This is a genomic window from Methylobacterium mesophilicum (genome assembly GCF_022179445.1).
GTDB lineage: Bacteria > Pseudomonadota > Alphaproteobacteria > Rhizobiales > Beijerinckiaceae > Methylobacterium > Methylobacterium mesophilicum.
In genome coordinates, this window is the sequence record NZ_BPQU01000005.1 from 117,405 (window position 1) to 138,757 (window position 21,353).

The window sequence follows — 21,353 nt, forward strand, 5'->3', positions numbered from 1 at the left end:
TGACCGGGATCGGCGGGCCAGGAGGCACGATGCGCGCGACCCTGATCGGCCTCGGACTGGCCGCCCTGACGGCAGGAGCCACGATGGCCGGACCGCTCGACGCCTATCGCTGGCGCTCCCGGGTGCTGGTGCTGTCGGCCCCCGATCCGGACGACCCGGACCTGCGGGCGCAGCGGGCGGCGCTCGGCCCGATGCGGGGCGGGGCGGCCGAGCGCGACCTCGTGGTGCTGGAGGTGGTCGGGGACGGCGCCGCGGCCCGGGCCTTGCGCGCGCACCTGTCCCTGCCGGCGGGCGAGTTCCGTGCGGTCCTGGTCGGCAAGGACGGTGGCGCCAAGCTCACGGAGGCGGCGCCGATCCCGCCCCAAAAACTGTTCGCCACGATCGACGCGATGCCGATGCGGCGGGGCGAGATCCGAGGCCGCTGACGGGCTGCGGCGGACCCGGTTTCCGGGGATGGCGGGGCCTCCGGACACCAACGGTTAAGCCTACCGGCCTATCACCGGGCGGTGTCGGCGGCCGTGGTCCGGCCGTCCGTTGTGGCCCCCCAGGACGCGCGAACGAGACCCTCGCATCGATGACCCGAGAACAAGTCGCCACTGCCATCCGCCGCGTCGTCAGCCTCCAGGTCGAGGACATCGAGCGCGCGGTCCGCGACGGTCACAAGACCATCGCGCTGAACGAGCTGGCGGATCTGAACCGCCAGCTCAAGGCCTTCGCGGCCGCCCTCAAGAAGGCCCCGGCCCGGATCTGATCCGGGTCGCCCTACCAGCGGGGTCCGCCCCAGCGGCGGGGCGGAACGTCCTCCGGCGGGGGCGGGGGCGGGCCGCGGTCGAAGGCGGGCTCGTCGCAGACCCGGACCCGGCGGACCACCGGCGCCCCGTCCGGATCGAACCGGCGCCGGACGAACTCCCGGCACGCCTCGGGCGGTGCCGCCGAGAAGCGGGGCCTGCGGAACTCCGGTTCCGGCGGCGGGGGCGGGGGCCGCCGGTCGCGCTCGTAGCCGTCCCCCGGGCCGCCATAGCCGTGCGGGGGCGGCGGGCCGTCGAAGTCGGCGGCCAGCGCCGGGGCGGTGGCGAGCAGCAGGGCGCAGAACCCGGCGCGCCCAAAGACATGACGGAGGGGCACTGTTCGGCCTCGGCAGGGACGGGCGGCGGGGATCGCGGCCCTCGATGCCGGAGACTGCGCCGCGCCGGCTGAACCCCCGCCGCGCCCCCCGTTGGCCGCCGTTCAGCCGGCTCCGTTCCGCAGCGCGCGTCAGTTCTGCATCGCGTTGATCTCGCACTGCGCGTAATCCGCGCTCGCCTTCACGTAGGCGTTGAGCTTCTGCGCGTAGGCCTCGGCGATCGGCCGGAACGCCTGCGCTTGCAGGTTGTAGGCCTTCACTGCGTCGTTGAAGCTGTAGGCCTCCCAGCCGGGGCAGCCGCCCTTGGCGTCGAGGCAGGCCGGCTTCTCGGGGAGCACGGGCTTGGTCGGGCGCAGAGCCGCCGGCGGCGCCTCCGGGGGCTTGCAGGCGGTGACCGCCGGGGCGGCGGCGACGGCCGGCGCTGCCTTGTCCGGAGTCGGCTTGGCGGGTGCGGGCTTGGCGGGCGCCGCCAGGGCGACGGCCGGGGCGAGCAGACCCGCGATGAGGAGAAGCGTGCCGCGCATAGCCCAGGTCACTCCGCTGCGGCGAGATCCGCCGGCCGCGGGTTCTGCGGCATCAGGCGGACGGCGACAAGGGTCGCGCGGCACCCGCACCGGTGCCCGTCCCGCGCGGCGCGGCCACGCGGTCCCGGCCGGCCCCCGGTTTGGCGGCTTTGCCGGCGGTGCGCCCGCCGCGCAGGAGCGCGATCGCGGGCATCAGCAGGCCGGTCGCCACGACCCACCAGGCCGGCCGGAGCGGGCCGGAGAAATCCAGGTTGGCCGCCAGCACGAGGCTGGCCGGGACGCCGCTGGCGAGCCCGTACCAGGCCGCCTCGAGCCCCGCGGTGGCGAGGCCGCCGAGGATCGCCAGCAGCAGCAGCGACCACGGCCGCTCCGGCAGCTTGAACCGCCGCATCGCCCGCCAGCCCATGAGCAGCAGGAACAGCCCGGCGGAGAAGACCGGGTCGCTGACGTCGATCTTCGACTGCAGGAAATAGTGGACGAGCGCCAGAACCGCGATCGTGTAGACGAGCCGGTGCAGCCGGTGCCAGTTCGGCCCGAGGGTGCGGATCGCCGCGTCCGTGGAGGTCAGCCCCAGGGCGATCAGGCCGATCAGCGCCACGAAGCCGATCGTCAGGTAGAGCCGCAGGGCGATCTCGGTGACGACCTTGGTCAGGATCAGGTTCTGGTCGACCGCATAGAGGGTGAGGTGCGCCACCGCGTAGGCCATCACGGTGACGCCGAGCATGCGCCGGACCACCAGCACCTTCGCCCAGTCGGCGATCCGGCGCAGCGGCGAGATCGCCAGCGAGAACAGCAGGAAGCGCACCGCCCACTCGCCGGTGGCGTGGATCAGCGCGGTGATCGGCTTGGCGCCCAGCGCGTCGAGCCGGTAGGCCCCCGCCAGGTACAGGGCCGGCGCGATGCAGGCCAGGAACACCGCGAGCTTCAGCCACGAGAGGCGTCCGGCCCGGTCGAGCCAGGGGAGGGGGATGCCGAGGGGAACAGCCAGGCGGTCGATCATTGCTTTCGGACTTGGCCTTCTGACATCGGAAACGACGGGGCGCTCGGGCCAGGCTCTCGGAGAGCGAAACCGGTGCCCGTGGGGATCGCTCCCCGCGCGGGTCGGTTCGCCGCGGATGTCCCCGGTGTTACGCCGGCACGGTTGACCTCGCCGCCCAAGCGCCGAGATTGCTGGCGGACGGACACCGGATGGATCCCATGCAGAACCGCAATCTCGGCCGCTCCGGCCTCAAGGTCTCGCCGATCTGCCTCGGCACGATGATGTTCGGCGGGCCCACCGACGAGGCTACCGCCGGCCGCATCGTCGGGAGCGCCCGGGAGGCGGGCGTCAATTTCATCGACACGGCCGACGTCTACACCGAGGGCCGCTCGGAGGAGATCACCGGCCGGGCGATCAAGGGCGACCGCGCCGCCTGGATCCTGGCCACCAAGGTCGCCAACCCGACCGGCCAGGGCGTCAACGACCGCGGCCTCTCGCGCGTCCACGTGCTGAAGGCCGCCGAGGACAGCCTGCGCCGGCTCGGCACCGAATTCATCGACATCTACTACCTCCACAAGGAGGACCACGATACGCCGCTGGCCGAGACCGTACGGGCGATGGCCGACCTCGTGCGGGCGGGCAAGATCCGCCATTTCGGCGTCTCGAACCATCGCTCCTGGCGGGTCGCCGAGATCTGCCGGCTCTGCGACGAGGCCGGCATCGACCGGCCGGTGGTGAGCCAGCCCTATTACAACGCCTTCAACCGGATGCCCGAGACCGAGCACCTGCCGGCCTGCGCCCATTACGGGCTCGGCGTCGTCCCGTACTCGCCCCTCGCCCGGGGCGTGCTGACCGGCAAGTACGATCCGGACGCCCCGCCGCCGGCCGAATCCCGCGCCGGCCGCCAGGACACCCGGATGATGCAGACCGAGTGGCGCCCGGAATCCCTGCGCATCGCCCGCACCCTGAAGGAGCACGCCGAGGCCCGCGGCATCACGGCCGGGCAGTTCGCCACCGCCTGGGTGCTGAACAACCGCCTGATCACCGGCGTCATCGCCGGGCCGCGCACCGAGGCGCAGTGGCAGGAATATCTCGGCGCCCTCGACTACGCCTTCACCCCGGAGGACGAGGCGCTGGTGGACGGCTTCGTGGCCGCCGGGCACCCGACCACCCCGGGCTACAACGATCCGGCCTATCCGCTTGAGGGGCGGGTGCCGCGGGGCGTTTGAGTAGCCAAATTCTGCGCCGGCCTATGCATTGTGAGCCGTCCGCACCGTGTTGAAGTCCGGGTTGGCAAGAGGATCGGCGACGATGGCCGCTCACGCGAAAGAAAAGGTCAAATCTGTGCCGAGGGCCAAGTCGGTCCGGGCGCAGGTTGATCCGGGCGTCAAGCTAGAGGCCGAAGCTGTTCTCGGCGCGGTCGGACTCTCGTTGTCCGACGCGTTCCGCCTGATGCTTGAACGGGTCGTCGCCGAAGGGCGGCTGCCCTTCGATCCGCTCGTCCCGAACGACGAGACCATCGCGGCTTTGCGCGCGAACCTCGCCGGCGATGTGATCCATGTCGGCGATCCGTCGAACCTCCTCGCCGTCCTTGACGCCGACTGACGATAGGCCGTCGGCAACGACCCCGTCCGCGCTGGCAGCTGCGAAAACAATCAAATCCAGTTATGGAACATTGTTAAATCGCTGCGCTCGCGAAACCTGTTACGCCCCCGCCGGGTGGATGTGGGCCACATAGGAAAGTGGATTTCGGCGATGAGCGCCTATGACGTGGTAAAAGATTTTGCTGGGCCCGTCGCAACCATTTGCGCTGCTGTGGCGGCTACAAGCATAACAGGTTTATTCGCGGCGAAACAGTGGCAAACTGCTTATATGCAGGCTCAAATAGCGCTTGATAAACTTAAAATTGATACATTTGGTGATCGGATGGCTGTGCTAAAAGCAACTCGATCTTTGATGAGGCTCGTTGTAAGTACGCGATCTGGCGAGGTTCCAGATCTGCATAAAATGCAGGAACTCCGACGAACAATCGATGACGGGCGTTTCCTATTCAATTCAGAAATCCGATTGTATTTAAATAATATTGTAAATACTTGTTATGATGTAATCAATTTCACTCCTAATTTGACCGGTCAGGCGCTGACGGAAGACCAGCACAAAGAATTAATCAAACGTACTGAAGCTACTAAAACTATTATACAAGAAATGAGACGGCTGCCGGAGATACTTGAAAAATAAATTGCGCCAAATTTCCTACGTAATACGGCCGTAATCGATTATATGTCTGGTGGAATTTTAGGTTTCATTGGCGTTGGCACGATGGCTGCGCGATACGCAATCGCATGCGCTCTTTTGATATTTATATTTATTGCTTTGCTTGCGGCGGGGGTGACAATGGCGAGGCCGTGAGATGTCACGCCAACTCAGGCGAGAAATTTCAAATGTGAGACGCGACCGATCATCGATCCACCTTGCGCTCACGACCGACCGCGGCTATCTATCGTTCAACAGTTCTGATGGCAGTCGAAAGGCTGCGGTTCGGGAGTGGGCCCCACCGGGTCCGCTCTTTTTTTTCGCCGCGTCGGGTTTGGACGCGCGAGGCCGCAGGCCGGGATGTGCCACCCAGGACGCCGCAAGGGTTGCGCGCTGATATCCATGTCGTCCGAGATCGAAGCGGATCTGTCCGAGAAGCGCCTGGTCCGAGAGACCGGCGTCGCCGCGCGCGTGGTGCAGGTGATCGAGGGGCCGGTCCAGGGCCTCGGGTTCCGGCTGGTCCGGGTCAAGGTCACCAACACCAACGGCTGCACCGTCCAGATCATGGCGGAGCGGCCGGACGGCACCTTCTCGATCGACGATTGCGAGGCGGTCAGCCGCGCGATCTCGCCGGTCCTCGACGTCGACGATCCGGTGGGCGCCGCCTACAACCTGGAGATCTCCTCCCCGGGGATCGACCGGCCTCTGGTGCGGGTCTCGGACTTCGCCCGCTGGGTCGGCTACGAGGTCAAGGTCGAGCTGAGCCCGCCCCTCGACGGCCGCAAGCGGTTCCGCGGGATCCTCGGCGCTCCGGACCCGGAGGCGCTGACCGTCCCGATCGACCTGCCCGACGTGAAGGAAGGCCTGCCGAGCCGGGTCGACCTGCCGCTGCGGGATCTCGCCGAGGCGCATCTCGTCCTCACCGACGAACTGATCCGCGAATCCCTGCGCCGCGGCGGGCCGCCCGCCGACGACGCGGACGCGCTGGATGAGGACGACGCGGCGGAGGACGAGGACGCGGACGACGCGCCGGCGGTCCCGGCCCGGCCGGCGCCCCGGCCGCAGGGTCCGAAGGCCAAGGCCGTCAAGGCCGCCAAGGTCGGCGGCAAGCCGGCCCCGAAGGCCGCGAAAGACAAGAAACCGCCGCGCACCGGTCCCAAGAAGCCGGTCGTGTCCAAGGCGTCCCGGCTGAAGGGCCGCGACGACCTGCATTGACGTGAATTGAGGTTTGGGCCGGCCGCCATCGGGCGCCCGGCACCAGGACTTGACGGAAGAGAAGGACCGACACCGATGGCCGTCGTCAGCGCCAACAGGCTCGAACTCCTCCAGATCGCCGACGCGGTCGCCCGCGAGAAGGTGATCGATCGCTCCATCGTGATCGACGCGATGGAGGAGGCGATCGCCAAGGCGGCCCGCTCGCGCTACGGCGCGGAGACGGACGTGCACGCCGAGATCGACAACAAGACCGGGGCGCTGCGCCTGTCGCGGCACCTCCTGGTGGTCGATCAAGTCGAGAACGACGCCCGCGAGATCACCCTGGACCAGGCCCGCCGCTACAATCCCGGCGCGCTCGTGGGCGACGTGATCTCCGACACCCTGCCGCCGTTCGATTTCGGCCGCGTCGCCGCGCAGTCGGCCAAGCAGGTCATCGTCCAGAAGGTGCGCGACGCCGAGCGCGCCCGCCAGTTCGACGAGTACAAGGACCGGATCGGCGAGATCCTCAACGGCATCGTCAAGCGGGTCGAGTACGGCAACGTCATCGTCGACCTGGGCCGGGGCGAGGGCATCGTCCGCCGGGACGAGATGATCCCCCGCGAGACCTTCCGGCCGGGCGACCGGATCCGCTCCTACCTGTTCGACGTGCGCTCGGAAGTGCGCGGGCCGCAGATCTTCCTGTCGCGCTCGCACCCGCAGTTCATGGCCAAGCTGTTCGGCCAGGAAGTGCCCGAGATCTACGACGGCATCGTCGAGGTGAAGGCCGTGGCCCGCGATCCGGGCTCCCGCGCCAAGATCGCCGTGATCTCCCGCGATGGGAGCATCGATCCGGTCGGCGCCTGCGTGGGCATGCGCGGCTCGCGCGTCCAGGCTGTCGTGGGTGAGCTCCAGGGCGAAAAGATCGACATCATCCCGTGGTCCGAGGACGAGGCGACGTTCATCGTCAACGCGCTCCAGCCGGCCGAGGTCGTGAAGGTCGTGCTCGACGAGGAGGCCGACCGCATCGAGGTGGTGGTGCCGGACGACCAGCTGTCGCTGGCCATCGGCCGCCGCGGCCAGAACGTGCGGCTCGCCTCCCAGCTCACCGGCTGGGACATCGACATCCTGACCGAGGCCGAGGAATCCGAGCGGCGCCAGAAGGAGTTCGCCGAGCGGACCCAGGTGTTCATGGAGGCGCTGGACGTCGACGAGACCGTCGGCCAGCTGCTGGCGGCCGAAGGCTTCCGCAACGTCGAGGAGATCGCCTACGTCGACATCCAGGAGCTGTCCGGCATCCAGGGGCTCGACGACGAGACCGGCGCCGAGATCCAGGCCCGCGCCCAGGATCACCTCGCCCGGATCGAGCAGGAGCACGATACCCGCCGCACCGAACTCGGTGTCGCCGACGAGCTGCGCGAGATCGAGGGCATCACCACGCCCATGATGGTCGCGCTCGGCGAGAACGACGTGAAGACCGTCGAGGACCTGGCCGGCTGCGCCACCGACGACCTCGTCGGCTACACCGAGGGCCGCGGCCCGGACGCCGTGCGCCACGCCGGCTATCTCGACGGCTTCGAGCTGTCCCGCACCGAGGCCGAGGGCCTGATCATGGCCGCCCGCCTGAAGGCCGGCTGGATCGAGGCGCTGCCCGAGCCGGAGGCCGAGGAGGGCGCGGAGACCGTCGAGGGCGAAGAGGCCGCCACCCCGGCCGAGGCCTGAGCCCAGGTCGCGGCGGACGCACGCATGGCCGAGGTCGGCGAGATGCTGCCCGACGGGGGGCAGCTGCAGGACGAACTGGAAGCCGGGGGGCTCGACAGCGGCCCCGGCGGCCGGCGCGTGCCGCAGCGGACCTGCATCGTCACGCGCGTCGTCCAGCCGCCCGAGGCGATGATCCGGTTCGTGCGCGGCCCGGATGGCGCCGTGGTGCCGGACCTGCGGGCCAAGCTCCCCGGGCGCGGCGCCTGGATCAGCGCGAAGCGGGATGCCGTCGCGACGGCGGTCCGCAAGAACCTGTTCGCGCGGGCGTTCAAGGGACCGGCCCAGGCCGGCCCCGACCTGCCCGACCGGATCGTCACAGGCCTGCGCGAGGATCTGCGGCAGGCGATCGCCTTGGCCAACAAGGCGGGCTGCGTGGTCGCGGGCTTCTCGAAGGTCGAGGCGGCGATCGGCGGCCAGCCCGGCGCGGTGGCGCTGATCCACGCCGCGGAAGCCAGTCCGGACGGCCGGCGCAAGATCGCCGCGGCCTTGTACCGACGGCACGGCGAGGCCATGTCAAGGATACCGATCATCGACGACCTGTCCGAAGATGAATTGGACATGGCCTTAGGTCGGGATCATGTGATACACGCTGCGCTCGTCGCAGGAGCCGGAGCTGCCGGCTGCCTGTCGCGTTGGCGTCGGCTACGCTCCTTCGAGGGCGCCGCCGCGGCGACCGAGGAGCCCGGTCCAGCCCGAATCGGCCGGATCGACGAAGCCTCACGTTGACGACGCACCAGGACGAATTTGGCTGGCGCCACCGGGCGTCGGTTCACGGGACGATGGAAACCCTCAGGGTTCAGGCTGAATGAGCGACACGAACAACCCGGGCGACAAGACTCTGAACAGGACTTCTCCGAAGCCGCTCTCCCTCAAGCGGCCGATCGAGGCGGGTACCGTACGGCAGAGCTTCTCCCATGGCCGCTCCAAGCAGGTCGTGGTCGAGACGGTCAAGCGCCGTGGCGTCATCGGCGCGGCGCCGGCCGCCCCTGCCCGTGAGCCTGCGCCCGCCCCCCGCCCGGCTCCGGCCGCCACCACCACGCCGCCGCCGCGCCCGGCCCAGCGCTCGGCATCGGGCGTGGTGCTGCGCACGCTGAGCGAGCAGGAGAGCGCGGCCCGCGCCGCCGCCCTGGCCGACGCGAAGCGCCGCGAGGCCGAAGCCCGCCAGAAGGTCGAGGCCGAAGCCGAGGCGCGCCGCAAGGAAGCCGAGGAGCAGGCCCGCCGCGAGCGCGAGGAGGCCGAGGCCCGCCGTCGTGAGGAGGAGGCCCGCAAGGCCGCCGCCGCCGAGGCCGCCCGCGCCGCCGAGGAGGCCGCCAAGGCCGCCGCCGCCGCGAACGCCGCTGCCGCCGCAGAGGCTCCGGCCGCCGCGCCGGATGCCCCCGCTGCTGCCGCTCCCACTGCGGCTGCGCCTGCCGCTCCGGCCGCGGCCCCCGCCCGTCCGGCCGGGGCGACGCGTCCGATGCCGGCGCGTCCGACCACCGTTTCAGGCCGTCAGCCCGAGGGCGCCCGTCCGGCGGCCGCCCCCGCGCGTCCGGCCGCCTCGGCGCCGTCCGCCCCGGCGGCGCGTCCGCCGCTGACCGCCCGTCCCGCCACCGGCGAGCCGCGCAAGACCATCACGGCGGATTCGCGCAAGCCCCGCGACCTCAACTTCATGGCGCGGCCGGCTCCGGCGCCCGAGCCCGAGAAGAGCGCGACGCCGACCACGGCCGCCCGTCCCGCCGGCGCCACCGCCGCGGCGCGTCCCGCCGGCCGCGGTGCCCAGACCAACGAGGACGAGTCGGAGACCAAGCGGGTCATCCGCCGTCCCGGCATGCCGCTCAAGATCATCGCGCCCCCGAAGACGCCGAAGTCGCCGGGTGGTGACCGCAACCGCGGCCGCCTGACCATCGCGACGGCGACGTCCGGCGAGGACGAGCGCACCCGCTCGGTCGCCTCGTTCCGCCGCCGCCAGCAGCGCATGAGCGGCCGCGGCCAGGTCGAGCAGAAGGAGAAGCTGTCCCGCGAGGTGACGATCCCCGAGACGATCACCATCCAGGAACTCGCCAACCGCATGTCGGAGCGGGCCGTGGACGTGATCCGCCTGCTGATGAAGCAGGGCGAGATCCACAAGATCACCGACGTGATCGATTCGGACACCGCCCAGCTCATCGCCGAGGAACTCGGCCACACCGTGCGCCGCGTCGCCGAGTCCGACGTGGAAGAGGGCTTGTCCTCCGACGAGCCGGATCTGGAGGAGGATCTCGATCCCCGTCCGCCGGTGGTCACCATCATGGGCCACGTCGATCACGGCAAGACCTCGCTGCTCGACGCGATCCGCAAGGCGAACGTGGTGGAGGGCGAGGCCGGCGGCATCACCCAGCACATCGGCGCCTATCAGGTCGCCTCGCCGTCCGGCGAGATGATCACCTTCATCGACACCCCGGGCCACGCGGCGTTCACGTCGATGCGCGCCCGCGGCGCCAAGGTCACCGACATCGTGGTGGTCGTGGTGGCGGCCGACGACGGCGTGATGCCGCAGACCATCGAGGCGATCCAGCACGCCAAGGCGGCGGGCGTCCCGATGATCATCGCGGTCAACAAGATCGACAAGCCGGACGCGAACCCCCAGCGGGTCCGCACGGAGCTGCTGCAGCACGACATCCAGGTCGAGTCGATGGGCGGCGAGACCTTGGAGTTCGAGGTTTCGGCCAAGACCGGCGACGGTCTGCCGGAGCTGCTGGAGGGCATCCAGATCCAGGCCGAGATCATGAACCTGCGCGCCAACGAGAAGCGCGACGGCGAGGGTACGGTCATCGAGGCCCAGCTCGACCGCGGCCGCGGCCCGGTGGCGACCGTGCTGGTCCAGCGTGGCACCCTGTTCACCGGCGACATCGTCGTGGCCGGCGCCGAGTGGGGCCGCGTGCGCGCCCTGGTCGACGACCTCGGCGAGAACGTGCAGTACGCCGGCCCTTCGGTGCCCGTGGAGGTCCTCGGCTTCAACGGCACCCCCGATGCCGGCGACCGCGTGACCGTGGTGCCGAGCGAGGCCCGGGCCCGCGAGGTCACCGAGTACCGCGCCCGCCAGAAGCGCGAGCGGCAGAACGCCCGCACCGGCGGTGCCAACCGCTCGCTGGTCGACATGATGCGCGACCTCAAGGAAGGCGCCGGCCGCAAGGAGCTGCCGGTCGTCATCAAGGGCGACGTGCAGGGTTCGGTCGAGGCGATCTCGGGCGCCCTGGAGAAGCTCGGCAACGGCGAGGTCGCGGCCCGCATCCTGCTGTCGGGCGTCGGCGGCATCACCGAGTCGGACATCACCCTGGCGCAGGCGTCGAAGGCGGTCGTGATCGGCTTCAACGTGCGCGCCCTCAAGGAGGCCCGCGAGGCCGCCGAGCGGGCCGGGATCGATATCCGCTACTACAACATCATCTACGACCTCGTGGACGACATCAAAGCCACGCTGTCGGGGATGCTGCCGCCCACCCTGCGGGAGGAGCGCCTCGGCGAGGCGACCATCCAGGAGGTCTTCGAGGTCTCGAAGGTCGGCAAGGTCGCGGGTTGCCGCGTGCAGGACGGCATCGTGGAGCGCGGCGCGCATGTCCGCCTCATCCGCGACAGCGTCGTCATCCACGAGGGCAAGCTCAAGACCCTGAAGCGGTTCAAGGACGACGCGAAGGAAGTCACCTCCGGGCAGGAGTGCGGCATGGCCTTCGAGAACTTCGAGAACATGCGCGCAGGCGATGTCATCGAGTGCTACCGGGTCGAAGAGATCCGCCGCACGCTCTGAGAGCCCGGACTCGTCCGGACAGGGCGGTCGCGGCGTCAGCCGCGGCCGTCTTTTCTTTTGGGTGCATCGCGTCTTTCCTGCACCTCTCTCCGCTTGGACGTGAACCGGCCGCCCCGCGCCGCCGGCCCGAGACAGAATGGCCCAGAAACCAACCTCCACCGGCCCCTCGCAGCGCCAGCAGCGCGTGGCCGAACTCGTGCGCCACGCCCTCGCGGAGGTGCTCCAGCGCGGCGACATCCAGGATCCGGTGCTCAACACGCATGTCGTGACCGTGCCGGAGGTGCGGATGTCGCCGGACCTGAAGCTCGCCACCGCCTACGTGATGCCCCTGGGGGGCATGGACGAGGCGCCGGTGATCGCCGCCCTGGACCGCCACCGCAAGGTGCTGCGCCAGGAGGTGGCGCGCCGGGTGAACCTGAAATTCGCGCCCGAGCTGCGCTTCCTCCGCGACGAGACCTTCGACGAGGCGGCCCGCATCGACAAGCTGCTCCGCGACGAGCGGGTGCAGCGCGACCTCGTCCCGGAGCGGGACGGCGACGGGCATGAGGACGACGAACCGGAGACCGGTCGGGGGCATTGATCCCCATCGGCACACGGACAGGAACGGGGCAACGACCCCGGGGGACACGAGGCCATGACCGTTTCCATCGAAGATCATCCGCCGGCCGAGCGCGCGGTATCGGCTCCCGGCGCCGAGCGCCGGGGCCCGGAGGAGCGCCGTCCGCAGCGCGGGCCGCGCCCCGACCGGCCCAAGCGCCGGGACGTGTCGGGCTGGGTCATCCTCGACAAGCCCGTCGGCATGACCTCGACCCACGCCGTCGCGGTGGTGAAGCGCGCCTTCAACGCCAAGAAGGCCGGCCATGCCGGGACCCTCGATCCGCTGGCGTCGGGTATCCTGCCGATCGCGCTCGGTGAGGCGACCAAGACCGTTCCCTTCGTCATGGACGGCCGCAAGGCCTACCGGTTCACCGTGCAGTGGGGTGTCGAGACCGACACCGACGACGCCGAGGGCCGGGCCGTGGAGACCAGCGAGGCCCGCCCGGAGCGCGCCGCCGTCGAGGCGGCCTTGCCGACCTTCGTGGGGGCGATCGAGCAGGTGCCGCCGCGCTATTCCGCGATCAAGATCCAGGGCGAGCGCGCCTACGACTTGGCCCGCGAGGGCGAGGTCGTGGAGCTGGTGGCCCGGCCGGTGCAGATCGACCGCCTCGCGGTGGTCGAGCATGACGGCGAGCGCACCGTGATCGAGGCCGAGTGCGGCAAGGGCACCTATGTCCGCGCCCTGGCGCGCGACCTCGGCCGCATGCTCGGCTGCTACGGCCACGTCTCGGCCCTGCGCCGCACCCGGGTCGGGCCGTTCTCGGAAGCCGAATCCTGCGCCGCCGCCGGCCTGACCGAGGGCGGCCCGGAAGCCGCGCTCGCGCATCTGCGGCCGGTGGAGACCGCGCTGGACGCGATCCCCGAGGTGACGGTCTCGCGCGACTTGGGCCTGCGCCTGATGCGCGGCCAGTCGGTGATCCTGCGTGGCCGGGACGCGCCGGTCGAGGGCAAGGCCTTCGCGACTTGCGGCGGCATCCTGGTCGCGGTGGGCGACGTCGAGCGCGGCGAACTGGTGCCGCACCGGGTCTTTCACCTCGGCGGCACGGCCTCGGGGCGCAACGCCTGAGCCGACGCCCTGCGCCGACGCTTAGATGGTCACCTCTCCCAGGATGACGCGTGGGTCCCCTCTCCTAGGGGGTACGACGGTCACACATCGGTGCCGGCTGGGAGCAAAGGCCGGACTCGAGCGCGTCTCCCTCCCCCGCAGAGGCTATCGGATTCACACATCCCCGGATGTGGCGCGGGTCCCCTCTCCCGTGCGGGAGAGGGACAGGGTGAGGGATGCGCGTTTTCCGGAAAGACCTGGTCCCTCACCCCAACCCTCTCCCGCACGGGAGAGGGGGCGCGTGGCGGCTTTCGCAAGCTGATGTGTGAACATCGTAGCCCGCAAAGGGGGGAGGGAAGGCGCCGGTCTGCTGCGATATGACCTCTGTTGCCACCGAGAGCTAGCCGGACCGCCAAGCCCACGCCGCAACCTGAGGCGCGTGGGCGCACGCGGAACGAACGGCAGCGATTGGCCTTTGGCCCCGGCAACCGGCCCGGGGATACGATGAACGAACAAACCTGCGATGTGGCGGTGATCGGGGCCGGGACCGCCGGCATCGCCGCCTACCGGGCCGCCACCGAGGCCGGGGCCAGCGCCGTGCTGATCGAGCGCGGCCCGGGGGGGACGACCTGCGCCCGGGTCGGCTGCATGCCCTCGAAGCTGCTGATCGCCGCGGCCAAGGCCGCCCACGCGGCCCGGAGCGCCGACCTGTTCGGCATCCGGGTCTCCGGCGTCGCGGTGGATGGGCGCGCGGTGCTCGAACGCGTCCGCGCCGAGCGGGACCGGTTCGTCGGCAGTGTCTTCGACGGTCTCGACGCGCTGCCCGAGGGCGCGCGCATCGCCGGCACTGCCCGGTTCCGCGATGGACGCAGCCTGACGGTCGACGACCACACGCGCATCGCCTTCGAGGCCGCCGTCATCGCCACGGGATCGAGCCCGAACATCCCGAAGCCGCTCCACGGGCTCGGCGACCGGCTCCTCACCACCGACACCCTGTTCGAGATCCCCGATCTCCCGGGTTCGCTCGCCGTGCTGGGCGCCGGCGCGGTGGGGATCGAGATCGCCCAGGCGATGACGCGGCTCGGCGTCCGGGTCACGGTGATCGATTCGGGCGACACGGTCGCCGGGCTGTCCGAGCCGGACCTCGCCCGGCAGGCCGCCGCGATCTTCGGGGCGGAACTGGATCTGCATCTCGGCGCGCGGCTCGACTCCGCGACGCGTGACGGCGACGGCGTGCGCCTCGCCTGGACCGACCGGCACGGGCACGCGCAGGTGACGCAGGCCGAGCGGATGCTCGCCGCCACCGGCCGCGCGCCGAACCTCGACGGACTCGGTTTGGACGCCGCAGGCTTGCGCCTCGGCGAGGACGGCGTGCCAAAATTCGACCGGCGCAGCCTTGTCTGCGCGGGGGCCCCGATCCTGATCGCCGGCGACGCCGACGGCTGGCGGCCGGTGCTGCACGAGGCGAGCCGCCAGGGCGGGATCGCCGGCGCCAACGCGGCGGCGCTGGCCGCCTCCTGCGCCGTGGCGAAGCCGGAACCCTGGACCAGCCTCGCCATGGTGTTCACCGATCCGCAGGTCGCGGTCGTCGGCGCGCCCTACGAGGCCGACGCCCCCGGCCGCGTGACCGGCACCGTCGATTTCGCCGACCAGGGCCGCGCCCGGGTCGACGGCGCGAATCGCGGCGGCCTGCAGATCTGGGCCGACCGGGACGGCACGCTCCTGGGTGCCGAGATGATCGGGCCGGCGGTCGAACATCTCGCGCATCTGCTCACCCACGCGATCGCGGATGGAAAGACCGCCGCAACTGTCCTGAGCCAGCCCATATACCACCCTACAGTTGAAGAGGGTTTTTCAACGGCATTGTCTGAAATCACACACAGGATGTGCCGGTCTTAGTCTGCGTTCAACGGCATCGTGATTCCGGTTTGATCTTGGCGTCCGGCGAAGCATTGCACTTCACTGCGCCCCCGGTCATATCAGACTAAATGAGCGGGGTGCTTTCCTGATGCCGCCGAAACAGGCCCCCCAAGGCGGCCCCGACCTCGATACGCTCGCGTCCGACGCGCTGGACCGCCTCGACAAGGGCGTGATCGGCCTCGACGCGGACGGCACGGTCGTGGTGTTCAGCGAAGGCGCGAGCACGCTTTCGGGCCTCTCGCGCGAAGCGGTGCTGGGCCGCAACTATTTCCGCGAGGTGATGCCGGGCACGAACGTGCCGAGCTTCCGCGGCCGCTTCCTCTCCGGAACCCGAAGGGGCGCCCTGGACGAGAGCTTCGACTACGTGTTCGGCCGGCTGCCCCAGCCCCTGCGGGCGCGGGTCCACATGCGCCACGGCAAGGCCCCGGAGGCCGGGCCGGTCACGTGGCTGACGATCGACCCGATCGAGAGCCTCGGCGCCGGCCTGTCCCGCGAGGCCGTCATGGCGGCGATCGGCCGGCGGGCCCGGGCCGAGCCGGTGGATGCCAGCCATTGCGAGCGCGAGCCGATCCACATCCCGGGCTCGATCCAGCCCAACGCGGTCATGATCGCGGCCGACGCCGGGACCCTGGAGGTCCTGGCTTTTTCGGCCAACGTCGACGAGATCGTGGATCCCGTGACTCCGCCGCTCGCCGGCCGCCCCCTGGCGGACGTGCTGCCTCCGGATTTCGTCGCGGCGGTCCGCGCGCGGCTCGCCGCCGGCACCCTGTCGGACGGGCTGTCCGTCCGCCGCCGGCTGACCCTGACCGGCCGCGGCGCGCCCTACTACGTCGTCGCCCACGCCCATGCCGGCCGGGTGATCGTCGAGCTCGAGCTCGAGCCCGAATCCGTCGACGACTTCCCCACCGCCAGCCAGGTCGACACCGAACTCGCGGTCGGGCGCCTGCGCGAGGCCGGCACCCTGGCCGAGGCCGCCCGCATCGCCGCCCTGGAGATCCGGGCGTTCACCGGCTTCGAGGCCGTGCTGGTCTACCGGTTCGACGCGGACTGGAACGGCGAGGCGGTGGCCGAGGACAAGGTGCCGGGCTGGTCGCGCAGCCTGCTCGGCCTGCGCTTCCCGGCCTCCGACATCCCCGCCCAGGCCCGCGCGCTCTACACCAGGGCCAAGAACCGGTTCGTGATCGACCGGGACAGCGTGCCGGTCGGGCTGGTGGCGGCCCCCGGCGCCGGCAACGGCCCGATCGACCTGACCTTCGCCCAGCACCGCACGCTGTCGCCGATCCACCTGGAGTACCAGCGCAACCTGGGCGTGAACGGCTCCATGTCGATCTCGATCATGGTCGAGGGCCGGCTCTGGGGCCTGATGATCGGCCATCACCGCCGCCCGCACTACGTGACGCCCGAGACGCGCTCGGCCGCCACCGTGCTCACCGACGCCTTCGCAATGCGGGTGCAGGAGATCGAGTCGCGCCGGCTCTGGGAGGAGCGGCAGGCCCATCTCGGCGTCGAGGGCCGGCTGGTGCGCGGCCTGACCCGGTCCGACGACTTCGTGGCCTCCCTCACCGGCGGCACGACGACCCTGCTCGACCTGTTCAGCGCCACCGGCGCGGGCATCGTGGCGGGCGAGCGGGTCACCCTCATCGGGCGGGCGCCGCCCCCCGCTGTGGTCGCCCGGATCGCAGGCTGGCTGCGGGACGGGCTGCCGCCGGGCGAGACCGGCTACAGCAGCAACAGCTTCACCGCCGCGTACCCGGAGGCGGCCCCGTACCGGGAGATCGCCAGCGGCCTGCTCGCCGCCTTCGTGGACGAGTCGCGCGAGACCCTGCTGGTCTGGTTCCGGCCCGAGGTGCCCAGCACCGTGACCTGGGGCGGCGACCCGCGCAAACCGGTGCTCGCCGGCAGCGGCCCGGTCGCCCTGCTGCCGCGCCGCTCGTTCGAGCGCTGGGTCGAGGAGCGCACCGGCTACGCCGCCGCCTGGGCCGAGTGGCAGGTCCAGCTCTCCCGCTCGCTGGCCGAGGCGGTGGAGGGCGTGGTGCTGCGCCAGCGCCGCAAGATCGACGAGCTGACCAGCCTGCTCGTCGAGAAGGAGCGCCTGCTCGAGCAGAAGGACCTGCTGACCCGGGAGATCGACCACCGGGTCAAGAACTCCCTGCAGATCGTCTCGGCCTTCCTGCAGATGCAGCGCCGGCAGATCGCCGACCCCGACGCCCGCCAGGCCTTCGCGGACACCTCCGCCCGGGTGATGAGCGTCGCCCGCGTGCACGACAGCCTGTACCAGGCCGAGCGCTTCGACGAGGTCGATCTCGGCCAGACCATCGAGAACCTGTGCAACGACCTGGCGGGGCTGGCCGGCGAGGGCCATGCCGTGGACCTCTCGGCCGAGCCCGGCCTGATGGTGCCCTACCGCAAGGCGGTGGCGCTCTCGCTGATCGCCACGGAACTCGTCACCAACGCCTTCAAGTACGCCGCCAACCCCGCCGGCGGCGGCCGCGTCGAGGTCAGCGTCTCGGCCTCCGGCCCCGGCGAGGTCCAGCTCCGGGTCTGCGACGACGGCTCCGGCCTGCCCGACGACTGGGCCGACGCCAAGGTGCGCGGCAGGGGCACCGGCCTCGGAATGAAGCTGATCCGGGCGATGCTCGACCAGATCAACGCCCGGCTCGACGTGGCCAACAACCCGGGCGCGTGCTTCACGATCACGGCGTGAGCGGTATCGCCACCGCCATCGCGATCCCTCAGGCGTCCGCCTCCGCCAGCAGCCCGTCGACGAACTGCGCCAGACCCGTCCGGCGCGCCCGCTTCAGCCGTTCGGCGGACAGGATGCCCTGCAGCGCCCGGAAGGCGTCCTGCAGGTCTTCGTTGACGATGACGTAGTCGTACTCGCTCCAGCGCTGGATCTCGGTCCGGGCGTTGGCCAGGCGCTTCTCGATCGTCTCGGCCGAATCCTCGGCGCGGCGTTCCAGGCGCTGGCGCAGCTCGGCCATGCTGGGCGGCAGGATGAACACCGTCACGACGTCCTGGGCGAGCTTGGCCCGGACCTGGCGGGTGCCCTGGTAGTCGATGTCGAAGATCATGTCCCGGCCCGAGCCCAAGACCTTCTCCACCGGCCGGCGGGGCGTGCCGTAGTAGTTGCCGTGGACCTCGGCCCATTCGAGCAGGTCGTCGCGGCTGCGCAGGTCCTCGAACGCCTCGCGGTCGATGAAGTGGTAGTGCCGCCCGTCGATCTCGGAGGGACGGCGCGACCGGGTGGTGACCGAGATCGACAGGTCGAGCGCCCAGGCCGGATCCTGCGCGACCGCCCGCGTCAGCGTGGTCTTGCCCGCCCCCGAGGGCGAGGACAGGATCAGGATCAAGCCCCGCCGCGCGATCGTGTCGGAGACGTTGTTGGCCGGTCCGCTCATCCGCGTGGCTCCGTCGAGATATACATCCGCATCCCTCAGGTCCCGAAAACTCATTCGATGTTCTGGACCTGCTCGCGGAACTGCTCGACCACGGCCTTGAGGTCGAGGCCGATCCGCGACAGGCTGATGTCGTTGGCCTTGGCGCACAGGGTGTTGGCCTCGCGGCCGAACTCCTGGGCCAGGAAATCCAGGCGCCGGCCGATCGCGCCGCCCGCCGCGAGCAACTCCCGGGCGCTGGCCACGTGGGCGTGCAGCCGGTCCAGTTCCTCGCGCACATCCGCCTTGCCGGCGAGCAGCATCGCCTCCTGGTGCAGGCGCTCGGGATCGAGGTTGGTCCCGCCCAGGGCCGCGATGGAGGCCGCCAGCCGGGCCCGCACCGCTTCGGGCTTGCGCGCCGGGTTGTCCTCGGCGGCCTGGGTCAGCGCCGCGATCCGGTCGACCTGCGCGGTGACGATGTCGGCGAGTTGGCGGCCCTCGGCCCGGCGGGCCTCGACCAGGTCGGCGACCACCCGGACCACGCCCGCGGCGAGGTCCCGGGCGAACACCTCGGTCTCCATCGAGGCCGCCTCGTCGTCGCTCTCGATCACCCCGCGCACGCCGAGCAGCCCGTCCAGGGTCGCGGGCGCCACGCCCTCGGGCAGCGGCACCCGGGCGACCGCCTGCGCGAGGCTCGCCAGCAGGGCCTCGTTGATCCGCACCCGGGCCGTCGTCTCCGGCTTGGTCAGCGTCAGGGTGAGCTGGCACTGCCCCCGGGACAGGGTCTTCTGCAGGGCCGCGCGCGCGGTCTCGCCGAGGCCGTCATGGTTGGCCGGCACCCGGACGCGCACGTCGAGCCCGCGCCCGTTGACGCTGCGGACCTCCCAGGCCCATTGCACCGCCCCGGTGGTGCCCGCCGCCCGGGCGAACCCGGTCATGCTCGCGATCTGGGCCATGCCGACCCCCCGTCCTCAAGAAGATCGGGGCCTGTAGCACGGATCGCTTCGGGGGGAAGGGGTGAACGGGCGGACGGGCTGGGGGGATGCCGGATCGGGCTCCGTTTCGGACAGCGCCGCGGTTTCGGGGCTGCCCATCCCGCGGCCACCTTGCGCGCGCGGCGCGGCGACCCGGCGCTCCGCGCCGTCCCGGGATCGCGCGGACCCTGCTCCTCCGCCCGGTCGCGGACGTTCAGCCGTCAATGGCCTTTGGTTTTGGCGGTTTTGACCTTGGGCTGTTCCACATGGAGGATCGCCTTAGCGCAGCGGCTGCGGGCCTCGGGGTCCGACATGGATTCCAAAGCCCGCAGGAGATCCATCATGATGCGTTGGATCTCGGACAGGCCGCCGTCGAACGGCGGCGGCGCGCCGGAATGGTAGAAGGCAGCGACCGGAACCCCCAGCGTGGCTGCGATCGCCTCGAGTTGGCTTATGGTGTCGCCGTGCTCGCCCATCGGTTCGTCGCTCCAGAACACTTCAGTTGACGGCGACGCCCGCAGCCCGCGGTCCGATCTGCGCCGCGTAGTGCTGTCCAAGGTGCCGGAGAGCGGTCCCGATGATCTGCATCTTAGCCTCGTCCCCATCCTCCCGGGCTGTTTCGTAAGCCGCGCAAAGATCCTCCGTCAGCCTGGGCAAACTGGCCGCCTGCAGTCCGATCGCGTCGAGCGCGACGAGCAGAGGTTGCGATGACGGTTGGGGATGTGTGTTGGTTGGGTCATCTGCGGCGGGCCAGGACATGCACCCGACGGGCGGCACGGTCAGTATCCGGTCCAGCTTGTCCTTCAGAGCGTGCAGATCGGCCCGCACGCCCTCGGCGCGCCGAAGCGCCGTCTCCGCCCTGTTCCTGATCGCGTTGACTTTTGCGTTGAGCGCGACGAGGCGGCCGAAGCTGTCGTCACCGGGCGCAGGACCCTCGTGCATGGTTTGACCCTAAGGCGAACCGATCTCTTCTCATGCAGCTTTAGGTTGGAGCGGTCAACGTACGGCGGCGATTAGGCTGCGGGCGATCAAGCCATCCAGGGCCCGCCAAGGGTGGGGCCCTTGAGGACGAGGGCGGGGGATTGGAGAAGACCGATCGAGCAGGCTTCCGAGAGCGCGCATCCGGATTCCCGGTGGTCTCCATAGGACACGGTTCCGGGTGTATCGCCGCCCAGGGAACATCCTCGTCCTGAAGACTCGAGCGTGGCGCGAGCGCTCAGCTCCCGTCCCGTCATTCCGGGGCGCCGGAGGCGAGCCTGGAACCCAGATCCGCCGACAATGCGGGACCTGGATTGGTCAGCGGTTATGGATCCCGGGTTCCGCTTCGCGGCCCCGGGATGACGAGGCGGATGGTCCGACGCCGATGCGAGTCCTGATCGTTGAACAATCAACGTCTTCGGCGGCGAGAGGCAGCAGGCCTCTTGGGCAGAGCGCGCGGCCGGGTGCAGCTTCGAGCGTATGCGCGAAGCTATCATCGAGCGCCGTCATTGCGAACGCAGTGAAGCAACCCGGTCAAACGCCATATTCGCAGATCGCGCGCTGCCCTGGGTCGCTTCGCGACGCTCGCAATGACGGAGTGCGGCGGGCAACGCTGCGGATATCCCACCCTTACCCTCATCCTGAGAGACCGAAAATCTTTCGATGTCCGACATTCTCGACCTCAATCAAATCAAGGACTGAGCGGTCACGAGAGAGGCAAAAAACCGAAAGACTCACAAACTCTGATGTGCCGCGTAGCGGCCTCGAAGGAGCCCTTCAGGGATCGCGCGGCCGGCCGGAGGCCTCCTTCGAGGGCTTCGCTTCGCGACGCCACCCCAGCATGAGGGCGCGTTTGGGAGCGCCCGCTGCTCCG

The 21,353-nt window shown here is 70.4% G+C and carries 20 protein-coding genes; 13 read left to right on the forward strand and 7 right to left on the reverse strand.

What is annotated here, in order from left to right; all coding sequences use genetic code 11:
- The first annotated feature begins 29 nt into the window (after positions 1–29).
- Together MFF40_RS07910 and MFF40_RS07915 are read left to right on the forward strand one after the other, a co-directional pair.
- A complete protein-coding gene (locus MFF40_RS07910) occupies positions 30–425 on the forward strand; it encodes a DUF4174 domain-containing protein (protein WP_238260111.1) in 396 nt (131 codons plus the stop codon).
- A 149-nt stretch (positions 426–574) separates the two neighbouring features.
- Positions 575–751, forward strand: coding sequence for a hypothetical protein (locus tag MFF40_RS07915; RefSeq protein WP_007569379.1), 177 nt, complete (start codon positions 575–577; stop codon positions 749–751).
- 11 nt (positions 752–762) lie between these two features.
- On the opposite strand, the gene MFF40_RS07920 is transcribed toward MFF40_RS07915, so the two are convergent.
- From MFF40_RS07920 to msrQ, 3 genes are all read right to left on the reverse strand, one after another.
- The gene (locus tag MFF40_RS07920; protein WP_238260112.1) at positions 763–1,125 is read right to left on the reverse strand and encodes a hypothetical protein; all 363 of its coding nucleotides are present in this window, start codon (positions 1,123–1,125) and stop codon (positions 763–765) included.
- Between the two features lie 129 nt (positions 1,126–1,254).
- On the reverse strand, positions 1,255–1,647 hold the full coding sequence (locus tag MFF40_RS07925) for a hypothetical protein (protein WP_187278261.1): 393 nt from the start codon (positions 1,645–1,647) through the stop codon (positions 1,255–1,257).
- A gap of 52 nt (positions 1,648–1,699) precedes the next feature.
- Positions 1,700–2,647 carry a protein-methionine-sulfoxide reductase heme-binding subunit MsrQ gene (gene msrQ / locus MFF40_RS07930; protein ID WP_147899544.1) on the reverse strand — a complete coding sequence of 316 codons (948 nt, stop codon included), beginning with the start codon at positions 2,645–2,647 and terminating at the stop codon, positions 1,700–1,702.
- Positions 2,648–2,844: 197 nt separating this feature from the next.
- Here msrQ and MFF40_RS07935 point away from each other — a divergent pair, with 197 nt between their 5' ends.
- The 11 genes from MFF40_RS07935 to MFF40_RS07985 all read left to right on the forward strand — a co-directional run bounded on the left by MFF40_RS07935 (position 2,845) and on the right by MFF40_RS07985 (position 17,857).
- Positions 2,845–3,855, forward strand: coding sequence for an aldo/keto reductase (locus MFF40_RS07935; RefSeq protein ID WP_147899543.1), 1,011 nt, complete (start codon positions 2,845–2,847; stop codon positions 3,853–3,855).
- Between the two features lie 82 nt (positions 3,856–3,937).
- Positions 3,938–4,231, forward strand: coding sequence for a type II toxin-antitoxin system RelB/DinJ family antitoxin (locus tag MFF40_RS07940; RefSeq protein WP_147856848.1), 294 nt, complete (start codon positions 3,938–3,940; stop codon positions 4,229–4,231).
- A gap of 150 nt (positions 4,232–4,381) precedes the next feature.
- Positions 4,382–4,864, forward strand: coding sequence for a hypothetical protein (locus MFF40_RS07945; protein WP_238260113.1), 483 nt, complete (start codon positions 4,382–4,384; stop codon positions 4,862–4,864).
- Positions 4,865–5,281: 417 nt separating this feature from the next.
- Entirely contained in the window at positions 5,282–6,094 is an 813-nt protein-coding gene (gene rimP / locus MFF40_RS07950; protein ID WP_147899517.1) for a ribosome maturation factor RimP, read from the forward strand.
- Between the two features lie 75 nt (positions 6,095–6,169).
- Entirely contained in the window at positions 6,170–7,792 is a 1,623-nt protein-coding gene (gene nusA, locus MFF40_RS07955; RefSeq protein WP_147899518.1) for a transcription termination factor NusA, read from the forward strand.
- 24 nt (positions 7,793–7,816) lie between these two features.
- Complete coding sequence (locus MFF40_RS07960; protein ID WP_378996410.1) at positions 7,817–8,557, forward strand: RNA-binding protein; 741 nt, start codon at positions 7,817–7,819, stop codon at positions 8,555–8,557.
- Positions 8,558–8,636: 79 nt separating this feature from the next.
- The gene (infB, locus tag MFF40_RS07965; RefSeq protein WP_238260114.1) at positions 8,637–11,591 is read left to right on the forward strand and encodes a translation initiation factor IF-2; all 2,955 of its coding nucleotides are present in this window, start codon (positions 8,637–8,639) and stop codon (positions 11,589–11,591) included.
- Positions 11,592–11,727: 136 nt separating this feature from the next.
- Positions 11,728–12,171, forward strand: a complete 444-nt coding sequence (gene rbfA, locus MFF40_RS07970; RefSeq protein WP_147856170.1) for a 30S ribosome-binding factor RbfA — start codon at positions 11,728–11,730, stop codon at positions 12,169–12,171.
- Positions 12,172–12,225: 54 nt separating this feature from the next.
- Positions 12,226–13,254 carry a tRNA pseudouridine(55) synthase TruB gene (gene truB, locus MFF40_RS07975; protein ID WP_238260115.1) on the forward strand — a complete coding sequence of 343 codons (1,029 nt, stop codon included), beginning with the start codon at positions 12,226–12,228 and terminating at the stop codon, positions 13,252–13,254.
- Between the two features lie 483 nt (positions 13,255–13,737).
- On the forward strand, positions 13,738–15,132 hold the full coding sequence (locus MFF40_RS07980) for a dihydrolipoyl dehydrogenase (protein ID WP_238260116.1): 1,395 nt from the start codon (positions 13,738–13,740) through the stop codon (positions 15,130–15,132).
- Between the two features lie 109 nt (positions 15,133–15,241).
- Entirely contained in the window at positions 15,242–17,857 is a 2,616-nt protein-coding gene (locus tag MFF40_RS07985; protein WP_238260117.1) for a histidine kinase dimerization/phosphoacceptor domain -containing protein, read from the forward strand.
- 28 nt (positions 17,858–17,885) lie between these two features.
- On the opposite strand, the gene gmk is transcribed toward MFF40_RS07985, so the two are convergent.
- The 4 genes from gmk to MFF40_RS08005 form a co-directional block, all read right to left on the reverse strand.
- Positions 17,886–18,551: a guanylate kinase gene (gene gmk / locus MFF40_RS07990; RefSeq protein ID WP_147857433.1), complete on the reverse strand. Its 666-nt coding sequence runs from the start codon at positions 18,549–18,551 to the stop codon at positions 17,886–17,888.
- Positions 18,552–18,601: 50 nt separating this feature from the next.
- Entirely contained in the window at positions 18,602–19,483 is an 882-nt protein-coding gene (locus MFF40_RS07995) for a YicC/YloC family endoribonuclease (RefSeq protein WP_238260118.1), read from the reverse strand.
- A 239-nt stretch (positions 19,484–19,722) separates the two neighbouring features.
- Positions 19,723–19,977 (reverse strand): hypothetical protein, encoded by a 255-nt coding sequence (locus MFF40_RS08000; RefSeq protein ID WP_238260120.1) that lies wholly within the window; start codon positions 19,975–19,977, stop codon positions 19,723–19,725.
- Between the two features lie 22 nt (positions 19,978–19,999).
- The gene (locus MFF40_RS08005) at positions 20,000–20,443 is read right to left on the reverse strand and encodes a hypothetical protein (RefSeq protein WP_238260122.1); all 444 of its coding nucleotides are present in this window, start codon (positions 20,441–20,443) and stop codon (positions 20,000–20,002) included.
- Between the last annotated feature and the right edge of the window lie 910 nt (positions 20,444–21,353).